The sequence below is a fragment of the Paracoccus sp. SCSIO 75233 genome (genome assembly GCF_027912675.1).
In the GTDB taxonomy this organism is placed as follows: domain Bacteria; phylum Pseudomonadota; class Alphaproteobacteria; order Rhodobacterales; family Rhodobacteraceae; genus Paracoccus.
This window is the reverse complement of the sequence record NZ_CP115760.1, coordinates 1-17,338: the sequence shown is the minus strand read 5'-3', so window position 1 is coordinate 17,338 and position 17,338 is coordinate 1. Positions and strand designations below refer to the sequence as shown.

Annotated in this window: 16 protein-coding genes and 2 pseudogenes; 3 read left to right on the top strand and 15 right to left on the bottom strand. The window is 64.0% G+C overall.

All coding sequences use genetic code 11. From position 1 onward, the window contains the following. Positions 1-113: 113 nt before the first annotated feature. From PAF12_RS17055 to PAF12_RS17040, 4 genes are all read right to left on the bottom strand, one after another. Positions 114-503: a DUF3768 domain-containing protein gene (locus tag PAF12_RS17055; RefSeq protein WP_028288612.1), complete on the bottom strand. Its 390-nt coding sequence runs from the start codon at positions 501-503 to the stop codon at positions 114-116. Positions 504-590: 87 nt separating this feature from the next. Then, positions 591-800, bottom strand: a complete 210-nt coding sequence (locus PAF12_RS17050; RefSeq protein ID WP_271109825.1) for a DUF6330 family protein — start codon at positions 798-800, stop codon at positions 591-593. Between the two features lie 23 nt (positions 801-823). Continuing rightward, complete coding sequence (locus tag PAF12_RS17045; protein WP_271109824.1) at positions 824-1,762, bottom strand: ArdC family protein; 939 nt, start codon at positions 1,760-1,762, stop codon at positions 824-826. Between the two features lie 40 nt (positions 1,763-1,802). Next, a complete protein-coding gene (locus tag PAF12_RS17040) occupies positions 1,803-2,288 on the bottom strand; it encodes a hypothetical protein (RefSeq protein WP_271109823.1) in 486 nt (161 codons plus the stop codon). 337 nt (positions 2,289-2,625) lie between these two features. Here PAF12_RS17040 and PAF12_RS17035 point away from each other — a divergent pair, with 337 nt between their 5' ends. Then, complete coding sequence (locus tag PAF12_RS17035) at positions 2,626-2,919, top strand: hypothetical protein (RefSeq protein ID WP_028288615.1); 294 nt, start codon at positions 2,626-2,628, stop codon at positions 2,917-2,919. A 28-nt stretch (positions 2,920-2,947) separates the two neighbouring features. On the opposite strand, the gene PAF12_RS17030 is transcribed toward PAF12_RS17035, so the two are convergent. The 9 genes from PAF12_RS17030 to PAF12_RS16990 all read right to left on the bottom strand — a co-directional run bounded on the left by PAF12_RS17030 (position 2,948) and on the right by PAF12_RS16990 (position 11,764). After that, positions 2,948-3,109, bottom strand: a complete 162-nt coding sequence (locus tag PAF12_RS17030; protein WP_224557872.1) for a hypothetical protein — start codon at positions 3,107-3,109, stop codon at positions 2,948-2,950. Positions 3,110-3,244: 135 nt separating this feature from the next. Then, positions 3,245-3,946, bottom strand: a complete 702-nt coding sequence (locus tag PAF12_RS17025; protein ID WP_028288616.1) for a VIT family protein — start codon at positions 3,944-3,946, stop codon at positions 3,245-3,247. Continuing rightward, positions 3,943-5,850 carry a heavy metal translocating P-type ATPase gene (locus tag PAF12_RS17020; protein WP_271109822.1) on the bottom strand — a complete coding sequence of 636 codons (1,908 nt, stop codon included), beginning with the start codon at positions 5,848-5,850 and terminating at the stop codon, positions 3,943-3,945. The genes PAF12_RS17025 and PAF12_RS17020 overlap by 4 nt, the downstream gene beginning before the upstream one ends. A gap of 5 nt (positions 5,851-5,855) precedes the next feature. Further along, a complete protein-coding gene (locus PAF12_RS17015) occupies positions 5,856-6,836 on the bottom strand; it encodes an FAD:protein FMN transferase (protein ID WP_271109821.1) in 981 nt (326 codons plus the stop codon). Beyond that, positions 6,817-9,024, bottom strand: coding sequence for a PepSY domain-containing protein (locus PAF12_RS17010; RefSeq protein ID WP_271109820.1), 2,208 nt, complete (start codon positions 9,022-9,024; stop codon positions 6,817-6,819). Before PAF12_RS17010 ends, PAF12_RS17015 begins: the two co-directional genes overlap by 20 nt. Positions 9,025-9,035: 11 nt before the next feature. Then, positions 9,036-9,506 (bottom strand): DUF2271 domain-containing protein, encoded by a 471-nt coding sequence (locus PAF12_RS17005; protein WP_043872238.1) that lies wholly within the window; start codon positions 9,504-9,506, stop codon positions 9,036-9,038. A 35-nt stretch (positions 9,507-9,541) separates the two neighbouring features. Next, complete coding sequence (locus PAF12_RS17000; protein WP_150297408.1) at positions 9,542-9,922, bottom strand: PepSY domain-containing protein; 381 nt, start codon at positions 9,920-9,922, stop codon at positions 9,542-9,544. Between the two features lie 182 nt (positions 9,923-10,104). Further along, positions 10,105-11,418, bottom strand: coding sequence for a ferredoxin reductase family protein (locus tag PAF12_RS16995; protein WP_271109819.1), 1,314 nt, complete (start codon positions 11,416-11,418; stop codon positions 10,105-10,107). Between the two features lie 28 nt (positions 11,419-11,446). Then, positions 11,447-11,764: a PepSY domain-containing protein gene (locus tag PAF12_RS16990; RefSeq protein WP_028288623.1), complete on the bottom strand. Its 318-nt coding sequence runs from the start codon at positions 11,762-11,764 to the stop codon at positions 11,447-11,449. A gap of 145 nt (positions 11,765-11,909) precedes the next feature. Between PAF12_RS16990 and PAF12_RS16985 the strand changes: the two are divergent. After that, positions 11,910-12,569, top strand: a pseudogene (locus tag PAF12_RS16985) (response regulator transcription factor). Continuing rightward, a complete protein-coding gene (locus PAF12_RS16980; RefSeq protein WP_271109818.1) occupies positions 12,566-13,933 on the top strand; it encodes an ATP-binding protein in 1,368 nt (455 codons plus the stop codon). Before PAF12_RS16985 ends, PAF12_RS16980 begins: the two are co-directional and overlap by 4 nt. A gap of 156 nt (positions 13,934-14,089) precedes the next feature. Here the strand turns inward: PAF12_RS16980 and PAF12_RS16975 are convergent. Continuing rightward, positions 14,090-15,851, bottom strand: a pseudogene (locus PAF12_RS16975) (ParB/RepB/Spo0J family partition protein). A gap of 168 nt (positions 15,852-16,019) precedes the next feature. Next, a complete protein-coding gene (repC, locus tag PAF12_RS16970) occupies positions 16,020-17,231 on the bottom strand; it encodes a plasmid replication protein RepC (protein WP_050525470.1) in 1,212 nt (403 codons plus the stop codon). Between the last annotated feature and the right edge of the window lie 107 nt (positions 17,232-17,338).

The window sequence follows — 17,338 nt, the reverse complement described above, 5'->3', positions numbered from 1 at the left end:
CGGGACCAATCCCCGGCTTCGGGGATCACCACGAAAAAAGGCCCGCTTTGCCTTTTTTGGGGGCAGCGGGCCTTAGTCGTCTGAGATGTCACGGGGAGGCGTCCCCTGCCCTTCTACCAGTCGCGCGCCAGCATGACGGTCAGTACGCGCATTGTGGTCACGGGATTGCCCGGGGTCTCGGCCCCGTAGCGGAAATCCGAATCCGCTTCATAGAGATCGATTTTCCAGAACACGGTCTCGCCCCGGATCTCGACCGCCCCGAAATCATGCCATCCCTCGGGATCATTGTCCTGCTCAAAGGTGGTAAACTCACCGGTGGCTTTCACCGCCTCGGCCATAAAGCCGTCACCGGCCTCCATGAGCGAGCGGGTGACATGCATCCGGCCTTGGATGGGCTGCGCGGGCGGCACTCCAAGGCACGCGAGCTTGCGGAACGCGTCGTTCTGCGCGGCGATCACACTCGGATCCGGGCATTCTGTCTGGGGCTGTGCAGTGATGGTCATAGGGCTCTCCTTTGAGAAGTTGAAACACCCTTCCCAAAGCCTGCTTTTTCTTTTCTGCTTGGCGGAAGGGCCGAAGCAGAAGGTGCCCTACCCGAACAGCCCCTTGGGTCTGTAATTCGGGTTAGGGATGGTTTCGACCCAGCCACCCTGTTCCTTGATGGTTCCGAGCGCTGCCGAGAGAGGATACGCGCCCTCGGACGTGCTCCACCAATAGGCACCGCGTTTGAAGGTGATGATCTTGCGGCGGCCGTCTTCGAAGCAGACCACCCGCAGCGTCTTGGGTTCCTTGCGTGACATGGGACTCTCCGTTCTCCGTGTGGTCAGGCCGCCTTGGCGCTGCGCCCTGCCCTGCCCGCCTCCGATCTGGCGATCAAGTAGTCGCAAGCGCGCTGCGCGTCCGCGGCGTGCTTGAAGATCGCACCCTTGTCCGAGCGCAGGACGCGCAACCAGTTGTGGAGATAGGCGGCATTCATCTCGAGCGTATGCGCCGTGAAGCCGAGCGTCTGACCCAGGAACACCGAGGTCAATTCCGCGACGATCTCCTCGCGCGCATAGGACGTGTTGCCAAACTTCGAGAACCCGAAATCGCGGTTCAGTCGATGGGGAGCTTTCGTGGCATGGGCCAGCTCATGGGCCCAGACCCCGTAGAAATTGCGCGGGTCCTGGAACCGCGTGATGGATGGCATGTAAACCTTGTCCACGGGGGGCAAATAGTACGCCTCCGTGCCCGTGAAGACGGTTGTGATGTCGATGGCATCGAAAAACGCCTGCATGTGCGGGATGGGCTCGGACGGCGGATGCTCGGGTACGGGCTCCGGGTCAGGGTAGAAACTGTCGGGCAGGCCATCGATCTGGCAGGCATTGAACACGCGATAGGATTTCTGGAAGCGGAAGATACGGGCTTCCTCGGAGTGATCATCCCCGTCGCTATGATCATGCTCATCGCCGGCGTCTTTCCGGCTTTGACCGTAGTAAACAACGACAGAGGACTTCTCGCCCTTACGGACCTTTGCATCCAACGCATTGGCTTGCGGCAACGTCATCCAGAAGGGAGAGCTGTGGCCCGCCATCACAGTCCGCATGGTCAGCAGGAAGTTGTTCACCCCTTGGTAGGGTTCTCCGCCCACGCGCAGGGGACGAGACCTGCCACCTGCGGTCCATGGCTCGCGCCACGGCAGGACGCCGCGCTCGATGATGCGGATGATTTCGTTTGTGATGACCTCGGAGGCATCGAATTTGGGCGTGCGGGATCGGGCCATGGCTGGCGTCCTTTCGAGTTTTGGTGAGAGGGAGTGGTGACTAGGTTGACCGACAGAGCCGCGGATCGTTGGTGATGCTCGCGCCGAGCTGTTCGGCCATGTCGATGTAGGTGGTCAGCGACACGGACTTACCGGGACCCGAAGAGTCAGGGTCGACCGATCCGTCCCGCGCCACCCGCGGCAGGTTCGCGAAGGTGATGACATCGGTGACGGGTCGGATATCGATGAACGGCGTGCCACGTGCGACCGCAAGAGCGGCCAAGGGAAAGCGCTCGATCGGCGCGAAGGTCGACACGGTGGTCCAACCGAGATGGAGGAAAGTCCCACCCTCTCCGCAGATCACATGCGCGTTTGGCAATATCGCCGCCTGCTTCAGATAGCCGAGATCACGCAGGACGGTCTCGCGCTCGAGCCGCTGTGCCTGCCCCGTCTGGCCGGATCGGCGTAGTTCCTTGTGTCGCCACCACGAGGCAGCGGTCGCGCGCAACACGCGCAAGACACCTGTTTGCATGGGAATGCCCTTCATCAGGAACAGCAGACCGGAATCCGGCCCGGACCCATCTGAGGGACCCCAAAGGCCCTCATCCGTCAGTCACAAAACCCGAAGAACACTTTCACTCTTTAGGGATCTGATGCCGAGGAGCGTTAAATGCAAAGCTCATGAGAACGTAGGATCCTCCACTTTCCGGCATCAGACCCCAATGAGGAACAGGATCAGGCCCGGACACCCTCTTTCGGGCATCCTCAGGCCTGACCTCCCCCGGCCCTCCTCTTCCTCTCAAACCCCATGATTTCCGCAGGTGGCTTGATTTTGTTCCTGTTATGTTCTATGTTGAAAGCCACGCTAAGAAGGGAGATCCCCGATGGAAAGCACCACTTACGCCCTGCCCGCGACGCCAAAGCAGATCGCCTATGCGCGCGCACTGGCCCTTCGCAACCAGACGCTTCTGCCGTGTGAGGTTCAGCAAGATCGGCGCTCCTTGAGCGCCTGGATCGACGCACAGGCCAAGCTGAAGCCGGGCACGCAGGACAGCCGCCCGACATCAAAGCAGGTCGCCTTTGCCGAGCGCCTCGCCCGCATCAAGCGCCGCGCCGTGCCGGACGAATGCTTCCGCGACAAGGAGCTGATGTCGAAGTGGATCGATGGGAACAAGTGAAGCTGGGTAGACCCCGCGCTGATCGAGATTACTTCGGCCGATCGACAACGGATGCCCCGCCCGACTTGGCAAGCGCGATCAGGCTGGACTGGATTTTGGATGTGAAGACGGAACTGAACGTGCCGATGGGCGTGCGGTCCTCCCAGACAAAGGACCGCTCCAGAACATCGGTGTTGATCTCGTCCAGCATGACCCATTTGCGGACATGGGTTTATGACCCCACGCGCTGCGACTCGATCTGTGGCACCTCGATGATCAGCACGATGTTGACGAGCGTTGCCGCAACAAGCAGCCGGAGCGGGGTTCGGGTACACCCCATTAACTCCTAGCCTACGGCGACCCCGAACAGCGCACCGACCCCGGCTGTCGCCGCCATTGCAAGCGCTCCCCATAGCGTGACCCGCGTGGCCCCACGGACGACGCCTGCGCCGCCGGCCGAAGCGCCCAATCCGCCAAGAACCGCAAGGCCAAGGATCGTCGATCCCGCCACCAGGGGAGCGATCTGCGCCTCCGAGACCAGCAGCACGACGATCAGGGGCAGCACCGCCCCAACGGCGAAGGTCAGTGCGGACACCAGAGCCGCCTGGACAGGGCGGGCGGTAACGGTTTCCGAAATGCCGAGCTCGTCGCGCGCATGCGATCCGAGCGCGTCACGTTCAGTCAGTTGCACGGCAACCTTTTCCGCCAGGTCGCGGTCCAGCCCCCTTTCAACATAAATCCGGGTTAGTTCCTCGAGCTCGGCCTCGGGCGTTTCCTCGAGTTCACGGCTCTCTCGGGCGAGGTCCGCCTGTTCGGCGTCAGTTTGCGAGCTGACCGAGACATACTCCCCCGCCGCCATCGACATCGCGCCAGCCATAAGCCCGGCCAGCCCGGCGATCATGACCTCGGGCTTGCCGGACCCGGCTGCGGCGACGCCGACGACGAGGCTCGCGGTCGAGACAAGACCATCGTTGGCGCCGAGAACGGCGGCCCGCAGCCAGCCGATGCGATGCACCATATGGATTTCAGAATGTGATAGACGGCTCATGGCGTGGCTCCTTGAACGATGTCAGCTTGCTCTGAAATGATCGCCTGGGGTTTGCCCGTAGCTGGCTCCTGTGGCGCGATGCGCAGCGCGCGCAGGGCGTTCAGGATCACGGCAACGTCGATCACTTCTTGCAGGAGCGCGCCCTGAACCGGCGTGAGGTAGCCGAAAGCGGCCGCGATCATGCCCATGACAGACAGGCCGATCCCGGCGACAACGCTTTCGACCGCGATCCGGCGTGAAGCCCGCGCGATCTCGATGCCGGGCCCCAGCCGGTCGATCCGGTCGACGAGCAGCACCACGTCGGCGGCCTCGGCCGAGGCCGCGGCGCCCCGTGCCCCCATTGCCACGCCTACATCGGCTGCGGCCAGGGCGGGCGCGTCGTTGACACCATCACCCACCATCATCACCGGCCCGTGTTTACGCTCAGAGAGCACCAGCAACACCTTTTGATCCGGCGTCAGACCGGCCCGCAGCCCGTCGAGGCCCAGCCCTTCCGTCACACGCTCGGCCACGTCCGCGCGGTCGCCGGTGGCCAGCAGGATACGCGAGATCCCTTGGCGGCGCAGACCGTCCAGCATGGCACCCGCTCCCTCGCGCAGCGGGTCGGACATGACGAGGTGCCCGGCCATGTGACCGTCAACTGCCACTGCGACAAGGACCGATCCGGCGCCCTTGGCGGGGTGATCGCCCACCATCCGCCCGACCCGGGACGCCACGAAGCCGTCGCCCCCGACGATCACCTCGCGGTCCTCCACACGACCCAAGACCCCTTCGCCCGGGATCTCAGCCACTTCTGTCGGAACGGGCAGTGTGAAGCCCTGTGCCTTGGCGGCGGTGACGATCGCTTGCGCGACAGGGTGCTTGGAGGCCTGATCGAGCGCGGCCGCGAGGCGCAGGATGTCGTCCTCGTTCATGCCATCGTGGCTGTCGATCGAGATGATCTGCGGACGGCCATCTGTCAGCGTCCCCGTCTTGTCGAGGATCAGCGTACGGATGCGCGCCATTGTCTCGAGCGGCCCTGCGCCCTTGATCAAAACGCCAAAATGCGCCGCACGCGAGAGACCCGCGACCAGCGCAACCGGCACGGCAAGGATCAGCGGACAGGGCGTGGCGACCACCAGCACGGCGACCGCGCGGATCGGATCGCCTGTGAACCACCAGGCCGCGAAGGCGATACTGACGGTGACGACCAGAAAGCCCAGCGACCAGCGGTCGGCCAGCCGGGACATCGGCGCTTTGGACGCCTGCGCTTCCTCGACCAGGCGAACGATCCCGGCATAGGTGCTGTCCTTGGCCTCGCGCGTCGCCGTCAGGTCGAAGGCCTCGCCCGCGTTGGTCGATCCGCTCATGGCGTCGGCCCCGCGCGCCAGCCGGACTGGGAGGGATTCGCCGGTCAGCGCCGCGGTGTCGAGGAAGGCGGTGTCGGACGTAACCGAACCGTCCACGGGAACGACATCGCCCTGCCGGATCAGCAGGCGATCGCCCGGTGCGATCTCCTCGAGAGGCACATCCTCAAGACCGCCGTTCCGGTGCCGCGTCGCGGTCCGGGGTACGCGAGATAGAAGATCCTTCATCGAACGACGTGCACGGCCCTCAGCGAAGGCTTCGAGGAAAGTGCCTCCAGAATACATGACTGCGACGACAGCCGCAGCCAAGGTCTCGCCGAAGACAAGCGCCGCCGACATCGACAGCGCGGCAACGATATCGAGGCCCACCTCGCCGCGCCCAATGCTGCGGACGATTTCGACCACAAGCGCTGCCAGCGCGGGAACAACTCCTGCAATCCAGATCAGGTTCGCAACCTGTGGTTGGCCCGCAAGGTAGAATGCGAGTCCCACGATCAGCCCGGTTGCGGCCATCAGCAGGAGTGCGGTCTTGAAGCGATCGGTACGGGTCTGTTCCATGCGGCTCATCTTCCCCCGGCTGAGGCGATTGCCGCTGGTTCTTCGGAAAAAAGACGCCCGACTCCCACGCCCATTGCATTGCCTTCATCATCGCACAGAAGAAACAGGGCGTCGAGTCCACGTTGTCTCGCGAGGTCCGCACCCCTCTCCGCACCGAGCACCATGAGCGCCGTCGCCCAAGCATCGGCCTCGGCACAGGTGCGGGCCACCACGGTGACGGAGGCCGGCGAGGCGATCAGCGGCGCGCCACGTCTCGGATCCATGGTATGCGACAGGCGGCGCCCCTGAACCTCGACCCAATGGCGGTAGTCACCGGAGGTCGCCACGGCGGCGTCCTGCAGCGCCAGAACCGAATGCGGCGTCCGGCGATCAGGGTCCGGCGCTTCTACCGCGATGATCCATGCCTCGCCATCGGGGCGCAGGCCCATGGCACGCATCTCACCGTCGATGCCGACAAGGGCGTCGGCAATCCCATGATCGCGCAAGGTCTCGGCGAGCCGGTCGACGCCATAGCCCTTGGCGATGCCGTTCAAATCCAGCGCCATGGGCGCGGTCTTGCGCAACTGCATCCCCTCGATCTCCAGCACCTCCTGCGCCGGGCGGCGGGGGGCGTCCATCACGGCGCGGATACCCTCGGGCGCGGCGGCCCCGGGCCCGAAACCCCAGGCCGTCACCGCATCGCCCATGCCGATATCGAAGGCCCCGCCCGAGGCGCGCCCGATCTCGAGCCCGAGGCGCAGGACCGCCCGCAGTTGCTCCGGCACCACCACCCAATCGTCCACCGGCGCCGCATTGATCCGCATGAGCGCGCTCTCCGCGTTCCACGTCGACATCTGCTTGTCCACCTCGTCGACAGCCGCCTGAAGGGCGGCACGGATTGCATCCGTGTCGCGGCCCCGATCCGCGAAGAACAGCGCCGACCAGCGCGTGCCCATGGTGGGGCCGTTCAGGGCGATGCGCGCGCGCTCAGTAGACATCTTCGACATACCGCCCCTCTGCCTTTAGGACTGCGGGCGTAAGCCCGGCAGGTGCGAGGATCTCGGCCAACGCATCGCTCACGCCCGTGGCCATGTCGCGCCCGCCGCAGACCATCACACGCGCCCCGTCGCAGATAAGCCGGGCCACCTGCGCCGCGTCGGCGCGCAAGGCGTCCTGCACATAACTGCGCCGCGCGCCGCGCGAGACGGCGGTGACAAGCCGGGTCAACCGCCCCTCAGCCTGCCAGCCGGGCATCTCTTCGCCATAGAAGAAATCGCTGTCCGCATGCCGCATCCCGAAAAACAGGTGCACGGGCCTGTGCCGCGCATTGCCGCGGATGAAGCCCGCCAGCGGCACGATGCCGGTGCCCGCCCCGATCAGGATCAGCGGGGTGCGACCGCGGTCGGCGTGAAAGCCGGGATTGCGGCGCAGGAAGGCCGTGACCCTAGCGCCCGGCTCCAAGGCGGTCAGCTGGCCCGAGGCCAGCCCGCCCGGATGCTTGCGCACAACGATCTCCACGAAGCCGTCGCGGCGACCCGAGGCCAGCGAGTAGAGACGTGGCACGGCGCTGCCCTGCGGCAGGACACCGATCAGGTCGCCCGCCTGAAACCGTGCGAAACCCGCCCCGGTCAGCCGCTGCCACAGCGTCGCGCGCGGCAGGGCGAAGCGCAGGATCGCGGCCCCCGCCTGCATCTCGGCCCTGTAGTTGCGCCGCGAGACGAGGGTCAATGTTTCGGTGCGCGGCGAGACGGGCTGGTGAGAAAGCTCGAGAGAGATGCTAAGCGCCTCGCCAAGAGCGCGGCCCCAGCGCGCGAAATCCTGCGGGGACTGGCGGTCGATTGCGTCAAGCGGCAGAAGCTCCGGCCAGTCCTTCGCTTGCGCTGCTGCCGCAACGTCCTTGGCAAAGGCGCAATAGGCCGGAAAACTCCGATCTCCGAAACCAAGCACAGCCATGGGAATATCCGGCGCTCCGTCGAGGGCGTTCAACCGGTCGAGGAAGCCCTTCGCCGAGGCCGGCGCAGCCCCGTCGCCATAGGTCGCGGCGAGCACGATGATGCGCTCGGCTCGGGCGTAGCGCTCTGGCGCGAAGCCCGACATCGGGCCAACATGGACGCCCTGCCCCGCTGCCGTCAGCGCGGCATGCAGGGTCGCGGCGAAGCCCCAGGTGCTGCCACCCTCGCTGCCGACAAGAAGGATCGTCTCGGCACGGCCCGCGGGCTGGTTGCCGCGGATGCGCGGCCGCCCGCGCCGCCCGGCAAACCAGATCAGGACGCCGGTCACGCCCATCGCCGGCACTCCGAGCGCCATCATCCCGAGCACAAGGCCGAGCGTCGCGGCCCCCTGCCCCGTGTGCAGCATGTAAATGGTTTCCGAGACGCGCTCCCACCCGGTCAGGTCGGCCCATGCCATGAGCGCGCCGGTTCCCTGGTCAAGATAGCCGGTGCCCCGGTCGGTCTTCAGTGTGAACACGTCCGTCGCATCGCCGGGATAGGGAAAGCTCAGTTCGCGCAGCTCGGCGACGGGGGTCTGCAGCAGCGTGGCCATCTGATCGAGAGCGAACCCAATCTCTCCGCTCACTTCGGTGGGATCAGCCGGCAGGACGCCACCGTCCGGCAGAAGATCGAAGGTGGAAGCTGTCATCCAGAGGGCGGTGGTGGAGGACAGAACGAGGCCGATGACGGCGATCCGGGCGATCTCGACGTGCAGCCGGCCCGCGAGCGGTCCGCGCAGAGGCGCGAACCAGTGCCGCCATCCCCCCGCCCGCCGCGCGACCAGCACAGCACCCGAGAGCGAGAGGACCAGCATCGCTGCGGCCCCGGCGGCCATGGCGATGCGCCCGCCATCCCCGAGGAAGAGCGAGCGATGAAAGTTGGTGAGCCAGCGAAGGGCTTGGTTCGGGTCGGCCGAGGCAACGCCCGCGCCCGTCGCCGGGTCGATCACGGCAGCACCAGGCGCGCCCTGATCGAACCAATAGGCGGTGATCCGACCGGAGGGCGACCGCCGGATCTGCTCGACGCCCGGATAGACGACCTGGATGCGGTCCGCGAGGGTGGCGACTGTCAGGCCAGTCTCCACCTGCGGCGCGGTGATGCGCTCGACTGCCGGAAAGACCGAGAGCGCAGCGCCGCTCAGGCTCAGGATCGTGACGAGCGCGAGTGCCAGAAGACCCGGCCAGCGATGGAGTGTACGGATCATGGCCCTGCCCCTCACATGTCGTAGGAGAAGTTGGAGATGTAGCGCCGCCCGCTCACCGGCGTGCCCGCGCCCGCCGTCGTCAGCGGCACGGCCACCTCGTTCGGGCTATCGCGCATATCCTCGACCGCCGCGTCGATGTGCAGCGTGTAGCCCGTATCGAACAGCGCGTCGGCCAGATCGAGCGTGATCTCGAGACTGCGGCCCGCGCCGACGCTGGCGCCGGTGATACCGTTTACCTGCGCGGTATCGCCGCCCGTGGCACGGTACCAGTCGCTCAGATGCTCGTAGTACTTGGACTTGCCACCAGCCATCCAGAGACTGCCGACATAGGCGCCCGAGGCGTCGGTAACGTAAAGCGCGAGGTAAGCGCCGTCGCCACCATAGTTGTTAAGGGTGGTTGTGAGCGTCACGGGCCGTGCCATAGCGAGGCCGGGAAGCGTGAGTGCGGTGGTCAGCGCGAGCGTTGCGAGAAGTGATTTCATGGGAATGATCCTTGTTCAGGGTGCTTCGGAGCTGTTCAGTTCACCTGAACCTGCGGAGGGGCGCCGTTTCCGAAGAGGCCGTTCTGCGGAGGGGCGACCGTTCCAGCGGGCGCGGGATTGCGGGCGCCACCGCGGTCGTCGTCATCATCCTCGTAGTCCATCTCGACGATCTGCAGCGTCGCCGGATCGAGCTTCACCTCGATCTCGCGGCCATCCTGGTCTCGGCCTTCGAGTTCGTAGCAGCCGTCGTCGATCTCGAAGTCGCGCACCGTCCAACCGTTCTGTTCGGCCATCTGCATGGCGGCCTCGCGCGGCTGCCACTGGTCACGGGGCGCATTGCAATCATCGTCGTCGGCCAGCGCAGCGCTGGCGGGCAAAAGTGCGATCAGGGCAAGGGCGGTCAGGGTCTTTTTCATGGCAAGGGGTCCTTTCGTTTGATGAGACCAATCTGGCACCCCGACCTGAGGGCATCCTGACGCCCCAGCGATTCCTGCTTCAGCTTGCCGTCAGGAAAATGGCCCCGCCGATGAGGGCGGAGCCAAAAAAAGATGCGAGCGCAGGCTACAGGGCTGGCATGGCTATGCGCCCTGCCCCGCGTTCAGGTGAATTCGAACTGCTCGAAGCGGACACGGCGAGGCGTTTGGCCTTGTGCTTTCAAGCCCTTGAGAATCCCGTCCTTCAGACCGGTTGGGCCGCAGAACCACAGATCGGCTTGCCGGATCGCGAAAGGGACCGCGCCAATCAGGCGCTCGGCCGTGAGCCTGCCATCGCGCGTCGTAACGACCACCTCGAAACTGAACCTCGGGTTGCGGGCAGCCGCAGCGCGCAACGTCTCTACGCCAATCGCCTCCTCTTGTGTCGGAACGCAGTAGATGAGGTGAATGTCGCGACGCTCCGCCTCTGTCAGGCTTTCCGCCCAGGCGAGGAACGGCGTGATACCGATGCCGCCGGCAAGCCATATTTGGCGCGCACCGCCCTTGCGGAAATTGAACCGTCCATATGGCCCTTCGACCTGCACGCGCGTTCCGGTCCGCAAGATGGCGGGCAGGCTTCGTGTCCAGCCACCCAACCCCCTGATGCAGAACGTCAGGGTGCCGTCAGGGCGCGGGGCGCTGGCAATCGTGAAAGGGTGCGGCTCGGACAGTCCTGCCTCTGGCGCGCGGAAGAAGGCGAATTGCCCCGGCCGCCACCGCATGGCCCGCCCCTCGGGGCGGAGGGTTAGCGTGGTGGTGTCCTTGGTCTGGCTGATCTCTGTGACGGTGAATTCTCTACGCCGCAGGTACGGGGCGACCAGCTCGGTGAATATCCACGCGATCACTCCGGCGATGCCGAATGTGTTCAGAAGCACCGAGAGCGATGGATCTACCTCTGTCGGCAGGTCGACGAAGAACTGGTGAAAGACCACGATTGCAAAAAGGGCCCCCATGAAACGATGGCTGAACCGCCAGATTTGATAGGGGATTTCCAGTGGGGTGAAGGGCAATCTCCGGAACCAGCTGACAGCAACCAGGGCAAGAAGCGCGTTGAAGGCAAGTTCGCCCGCCTCTTCACCAAGTTCACCAAGGGAGGTTTCACGCACCAAACGCTCGAAATCCGGCTCGATCTGCTGGTGCAGGATCATCAGGACCATTGCGGAAATACCAAGCCACTTGTGGACCCGGTACATGCGATCGAGACCGCCGAACAACGGCTCCACCAGCGGCGGCCGTGCGGCGAGGATCAGGGTCTGTGCCATCGCGACAACTGCCGCGGCCCCGACGGCGATGCCGAGCGCGGCATCCGCACCATAAGTCGCATAGGTGTTGAAACCGAGCAAAGCCGCCAGCAGGCATGGCAACGCAACCAGCACCGGGCCCGTCAGGGCTAGAGGAGAGTTTAGGGAAAGCCGGGAGAGTGGCGGCAGGCTCGGCACCGGGACAATACCGTCGCGACGCGCTGCATCAGTCATCGTCGCGTCTCTCGTGATCCCGCTCGCGGCGATCATCCTCGTCGTCCTCGTATTCGAACTCGATTACCTCCAGCGTGGCCGGGTGGACAGTCACCTCGATCGCACGCCCCTCGGCATCCCTCCCGTCGATCTCGTAGCAGCCGTCATCGATCTTGATCCGGCGCACCGTCCAACCATTTTCCTCGGCCAGCATGGCAACAGCATCGCGCGGCTGCCAGTCGGCCATCGGCACGAAGCAATCGTCGTCAGCCAGCGCCGCGCCGGCCGTAAAGACCGCGAGAAAGCCGATAATTGTCAATGTCTTCTTCATGGGGCACACTCCTAGTGGCTCGCCTCTTGATGCCATTCATGCGCCGCGAAGCTGACGGCAGCCTGAAGGGGCTCGACCCACAAGCTTCAGCTTCGTGTCAGCCAGACGGATCATGGAGGGACATCAGGAAAGGACGGGTACGACCATGCGCATATTGCTGATCGAGGACGACACGACTCTTGGCGCTGCCGTGCGCGACCAGATCGCAGCTGATGGCCAGTCAGTAGACTGGGTCACGCGGCTAGACGCGGCGGCAGACGCGATGAGCGCAACCTCTTAAGACCTGCTCCTGCTCGACCTCATGCTGCCAGACGGACGTGGTATCGGGTTCCTCAAGGGCCTCAGGACGCGTGGAGACGTGACGCCGGTCATCATCCTGACGGCGCTCGACCAGGTGTCCGATAGGATCGAAGGCCTCAATGCGGGCGCTGACGACTATCTTGTGAAGCCCTTCGACCTGTCGGAACTGTCGGCACGGATCGGATCGGTCGCGCGGCGCTACAGCGGCAACCCCAACCCGATCCTGACCCACGGACCGCTCGACATCGACCTTGCCGCGCGCAGCGTCCATCGGGATGGCAGACATGTGCCGCTGACGGCGCGGGAATGGGCGCTCTTCGAGGCCTTCCTGGCGCGTCCCGGGCAGCTCCTGTCCAAGGCGCAGTTGGAGGAGAAGCTCTACGCTTTCGACGCCGAAGTCGAGAGCAACACCATCGAGGTGCACGTGAGCCGCCTGCGCAAGAAACTGGGGAGCGCCATCATCGAGACCGAGCGCGGCATGGGTTACCGGCTGGGCAAGCCATGATGTGGCCATCCAGCCTTCAGGTACGGCTCGGCTTGTCACTCGGCCTTGTGCTGACGATCCTCTGGCTCGCCGCCGCCACGGTTACCGCGGTGATCGTTCGGGGCGAGATGGATGAGGTCTTCGACAGCGCCCTACGCGAAACCGCCGAGCGCATCCTGCCGCTGGCCGTGACCGACATCGTCGGGCAAGAAGATCAGGGTGTGACGCAGCGCCTCGCGCCGATCCGGGAGCATGACGAGTTCTTCACCTACATCGTACGCGATGCCGAGGGACGCATTTTGCTGCAATCCCATGCGGCGGACCCTGCCGTGTTTCCTCCATACGGCGGTCCGGGATTTGGGCAGAACGCCACACATCGCCTCTACAGCGACGCGGCGCTCCAGGGGACGATCAGCATCACCGTGGCCGAACCGTTGGCGCATCGCGCTTCGGTTGCTCGGGAAATCCAGATGAGCCTCGGCCTGCCGCTGCTGGTTGTGCTGCCGTTGGCGCTCGCGTCGATTATTCTCGCTGTGCGCTTTAGCCTCGCCCCTCTCCATCGGTTCCGTACGCGGCTTGAAGCGCGCGGCGTGCGCGACCTGTCAGAAGTACCCGCGGCCGACCTGCCGACAGAAATCGGACCGCTGGCTGCAACCTTGAACAGCCTTTTGGCTCGGTTGCGCGACGCGTTCGAGGCTGAGCGAAGTTTTGCAGCCAATGCGGCTCATGAACTAAGGACACCATTGGCGGGCGCTATCGCCCAGGCGCAGCGACTGCGGTCAGAGACCAAAGATCCGACCATCGACGCGCGCGCCGCCGAGATCGAGGCGACGCTCAAGCGTCTCGCTCGGCTGTCCGAACGTCTCCTGCAGCTTGCGCGGGCGGAAGGCGGTAGACTTCGGATGGACCAGAGCGCTGATGTCAGAACCATCACTCGGGTCGTGGTGGAAGATATTGCGCGCAGCACAGAGAACGGGCGCCTTATGTTGAACTTGCCGGACACGCCTGTCTTGTCTGATATCGACCCCGACGCATTGGGAATTCTGTGCCGGAATCTGGTGGAAAACGCCCTACGCCACGGGGCGCAGAATGCCCCAGTCGAGGTTACACTCACGAGCGACGGGCAGTTGATCGTGGCGAACGAGGGCCCCGCGGTAGCAACCCAAACACTCGAACGCCTGACAGGGCGCTTCGAGAGGGCAGATGCAAAAACTGATGGTAGCGGGCTTGGCCTCGCTATCGTCTCAGCCATCGCAGAACGGATCGAAACCTCTCTCTTGCTCCAGTCACCACGTCCCGGTGAAACTTCTGGATTTCAGGCATCCGTCAGATTGCCAACGGATGCTCCAAATGCCCATGTGAAAGATCGGGAGCATTGGCCTTGAAGTCTCACGTCGCAGCGCCCCGAGGGGTGCGGTGTCGATGATGGTTGTTGTAGACATGATTCTTCATTCTGAATGCGAGTAATCGCGCTCATCCCATTGATATTATTACACTATAGGGTGATTGGGGGCGGAATCTCCGCCCCCCGCTGGATCACGTTATTCCGAGGCCAGCATCGACGCGCCTTCAGCAGGCAGGTCATCCGTCAGAAATGCAGGAAGGTCAGCTTCACTGACGCTGTCAGCCGCTTCGGCATCCGCCCCCTGCCCTTCGGCATGGTCCTCATCGTCAAGCGCCACGAGATCGTTCCGGCGCATGACGCTCGTCGACCAGCTTTGCCACCACGCTGTCCTTCAGATCGCTCGCCTGCGCCGGCATGTAGATGTGACGCACTGAGGCTTCGAGACAGCTTCCCGAAGCAGAGGAAGTGCGGAAGGTGTCCGTCACAATCTTCAGCAGCAGCAGAATCAACGCCACGTCGGGCGAGCGCCCGATCGCTTCACGCAGCGCCAGCGTCCGGTGTGCCGTCAACTCGATTACGAGCCGCTCGGGCAGTGGCTTCAGCGCTCCGTCATCCTCATCCTCCGGCAGATCGCCGCCAATCGGCTGGCCTCCCGACATGATGACGGTTCCGGCATGAGCGGCACTGTCATAGCCATCGGTGAGATCACGATCATCCCCCTGCCCCGCCACCGCAGGATCAGCACCATCCTGGACCGCTGTCACGTCAACCGGCTCATCCTCTGGACGCACATAGCCGCGATAGACGGCCAGCGCGCCGTAGCGGTCGAGCGTGACGAACGCCCCTGCCCGCCCGATCTCCTCCGCGTCGAAGATCAACGGCCGGGTCTCGATCTTTTCCATCTCCGTTTCCAACACGCCAAGCCGCGTGTCGATCCCGTCGGGGATTTCATCCTGACCCGCGTATTCCTCTTCCAGCGCCCGGTATTCGGCGAGCAGCTTGGCATGGGCCGCGCCTTCGTCATCCGTCATCGGTGCCGGATCACCTGACAGGGACCGCAGGCCGTGGCTGTAGCCGTAGGGCAGGTCAAGCGCGACCTCGATCCACTTCCAGCCCTCAACGGCAACCGTCTCAGCCTTGGCCTGGAGTTTTTCCGTCACCAGCCGATCGAGCAGGGCAGGGTCCTCGAGCCAGCCACCGTCATCGCCCTGAAAGAGGTCATGCAACATCGTGCCGCCCGCCGCTTCGTAGGCCTCAGCACCCACAAAGACCGCGCGCCGGTCAGACGCCCGGACCGAGGTCTCGGTCAGCATGCGCCGGATCTGGAATGGCTCCTTGTTCCAGGATGAATGGATCACATCCCAGACCTGAACCTGACGCGCATGATCGGGGTTCACGGTGAAGGCCATGAGCTGCTCCAGCGTCATGCCATCCTCGGCATAGACCTCAAGCAGGGCAGGGGCGACGGAAGCGAGTTTCAAGCGCTGCTTCACGATCTGCGGCGTCACGAAGAAGGCGGCGGCAATCTCTGCATCGCTCTGGCCCTTGTCCCTCAGCGCCACAAACGCGCGGAATTGGTCGAGCGGGTGCAGGGCGACGCGATGCATGCTTTCTGCAAGGGAATCATCCTCGGCCAGGATGTCGGACGCAGCATCGCGCACGATGCAAGGAATGGGCGGGGTCTTTGCCAAACACTTCTGCTTCACCAGCAGGGACAATGCTTGGAACCGACGGCCACCGACCGGGATCTCGAACTTGCCGGTCTCGGTGCCGTCGTCAGCCAAGACGGGCCGCACGCTCAGGCTCTGCAACAGACCGCGGCGGGCGATGTCTTCGGCCAGTTCCTCGACAGACACGCCAGCCTTGATGCGCCGCACGTTGGACTGGCTCAGGACCAGCTTGTCAAAAGGGATATCCCGCGAAGGGGACAGGGTGATTTTCCGGACAGCTTTCGTCATCAGATCTTCTCCACGACGGGCGCCGGAAGCCACTCTCCCGATCTCATTTCCCGTCACCCTCAAACCAACACTCCTTTCCCTCTCGATGATCGTATGGTTGCCAAGAGGCGACTTAACAGCTGTTAAGTCATGCCAACTGAGCACCGCGGCGTTGAAACTTAACAGCTGTTAAGCCGCACTTCGCCGACCGATCAAAGCCATGACCATCGGACCGCAAGAGAATTCGCCCGCCGCGGCCTTGGACGTCAGCGCCCGCAAGTATCCACCCGGTGATCTGATGTCAGAGAATCGTTCCAGCATGGCCACGACGACGATCGAGGCTTGCTCTGGTCCCATGCAGCGTTGCGCTTCTTCCCACGCGGAAACACTGATCCCCATGGCCGGCCTTACATGACAAGCCGCGTCGAAAAGTTGGTGCCAGTGTCGAATGTCGCCCTGATAGAAAGTCTTGAGCGAGGGACAGCCGGCGATTACCAGGTGGAGTGGGATTTTCGGCACCCGCCTCGTGTCAGACTCTTCAAGGTCAGCCACGGGCTCACCCGTATCATCATCAGGCGCGCGTCCCGCCGCCCCGCCTTTTTCTAAGGCAGGTTCAAGATCTATAGATTCTTTATTTGAATTATGATGGTGACGCTCACATTGGGCATCATTGGTGTTCATTTCTTCTGTTTCAGGACCGTCAATCACATTACGCGCCTGGTCAAGAAGGGTCTCCAGTTCAGTCCGAAATGCCGACAGATCCTCAAGCGAGAGTTTGCGGCGAAGAGCGCGGGCGGTGAGGGCTGCCTTGTCGCGGAGCTGGTCCCATAGGCCAAGCCCGGGCTGGATCTCCTCGCCGAACTCCGCCAGAGCGGCCAAGTCGCGACGCATAAGGCTCACTACCTCCCTCAGTCGCCGCACACGGTCCTCGGCCTCACGCACAGCCTCTGCAGCCCGTGCAATTTCCTCGGCCCGGCAATAGAGCGGGGAGAGATCAAAGCCGAAGGCCACCCGATCTTCGCCACGCTTGCGCACATACCGCTTCCCATTGGGGCTATCGCGCCGCATGAGCAAGCGTGCCTCTACCAACCGGGCGAGGTGACGGCGCATCGTCGAGCAAGGCATGCCGTTCAGCCGCTCGCAGATCGCCTTGTTGGATGGGAAGACGACCATTTCGGTGTTCCCGCCAAGCGCATCGTCCGGAAAAAAGCTGAGAAGTCCCTGAAGAACGGTCAGATCGCGCTCGGAAACCCCGAAGGCGGCCTGTGCCTTGGACAGCTCACGGAGGAGCTCCCACTTGTTGACGGGCTTGCCGGGAACAGACGCCTCAGGACGCTCGACCACGCGCAGATGGGCGTGCGAGATCGGCCGCATAAACGGCGAAATCGGTGTGTAATCCATGATGTCATTCACGAAGGCAAAATTTCCCTGGCCCGCGAATCGCTTTGCGCTTGCGGGAAAGGGGCCAGATCGCTACATTCAGAGGTGCGAAAACTGAAGTTTTGTAG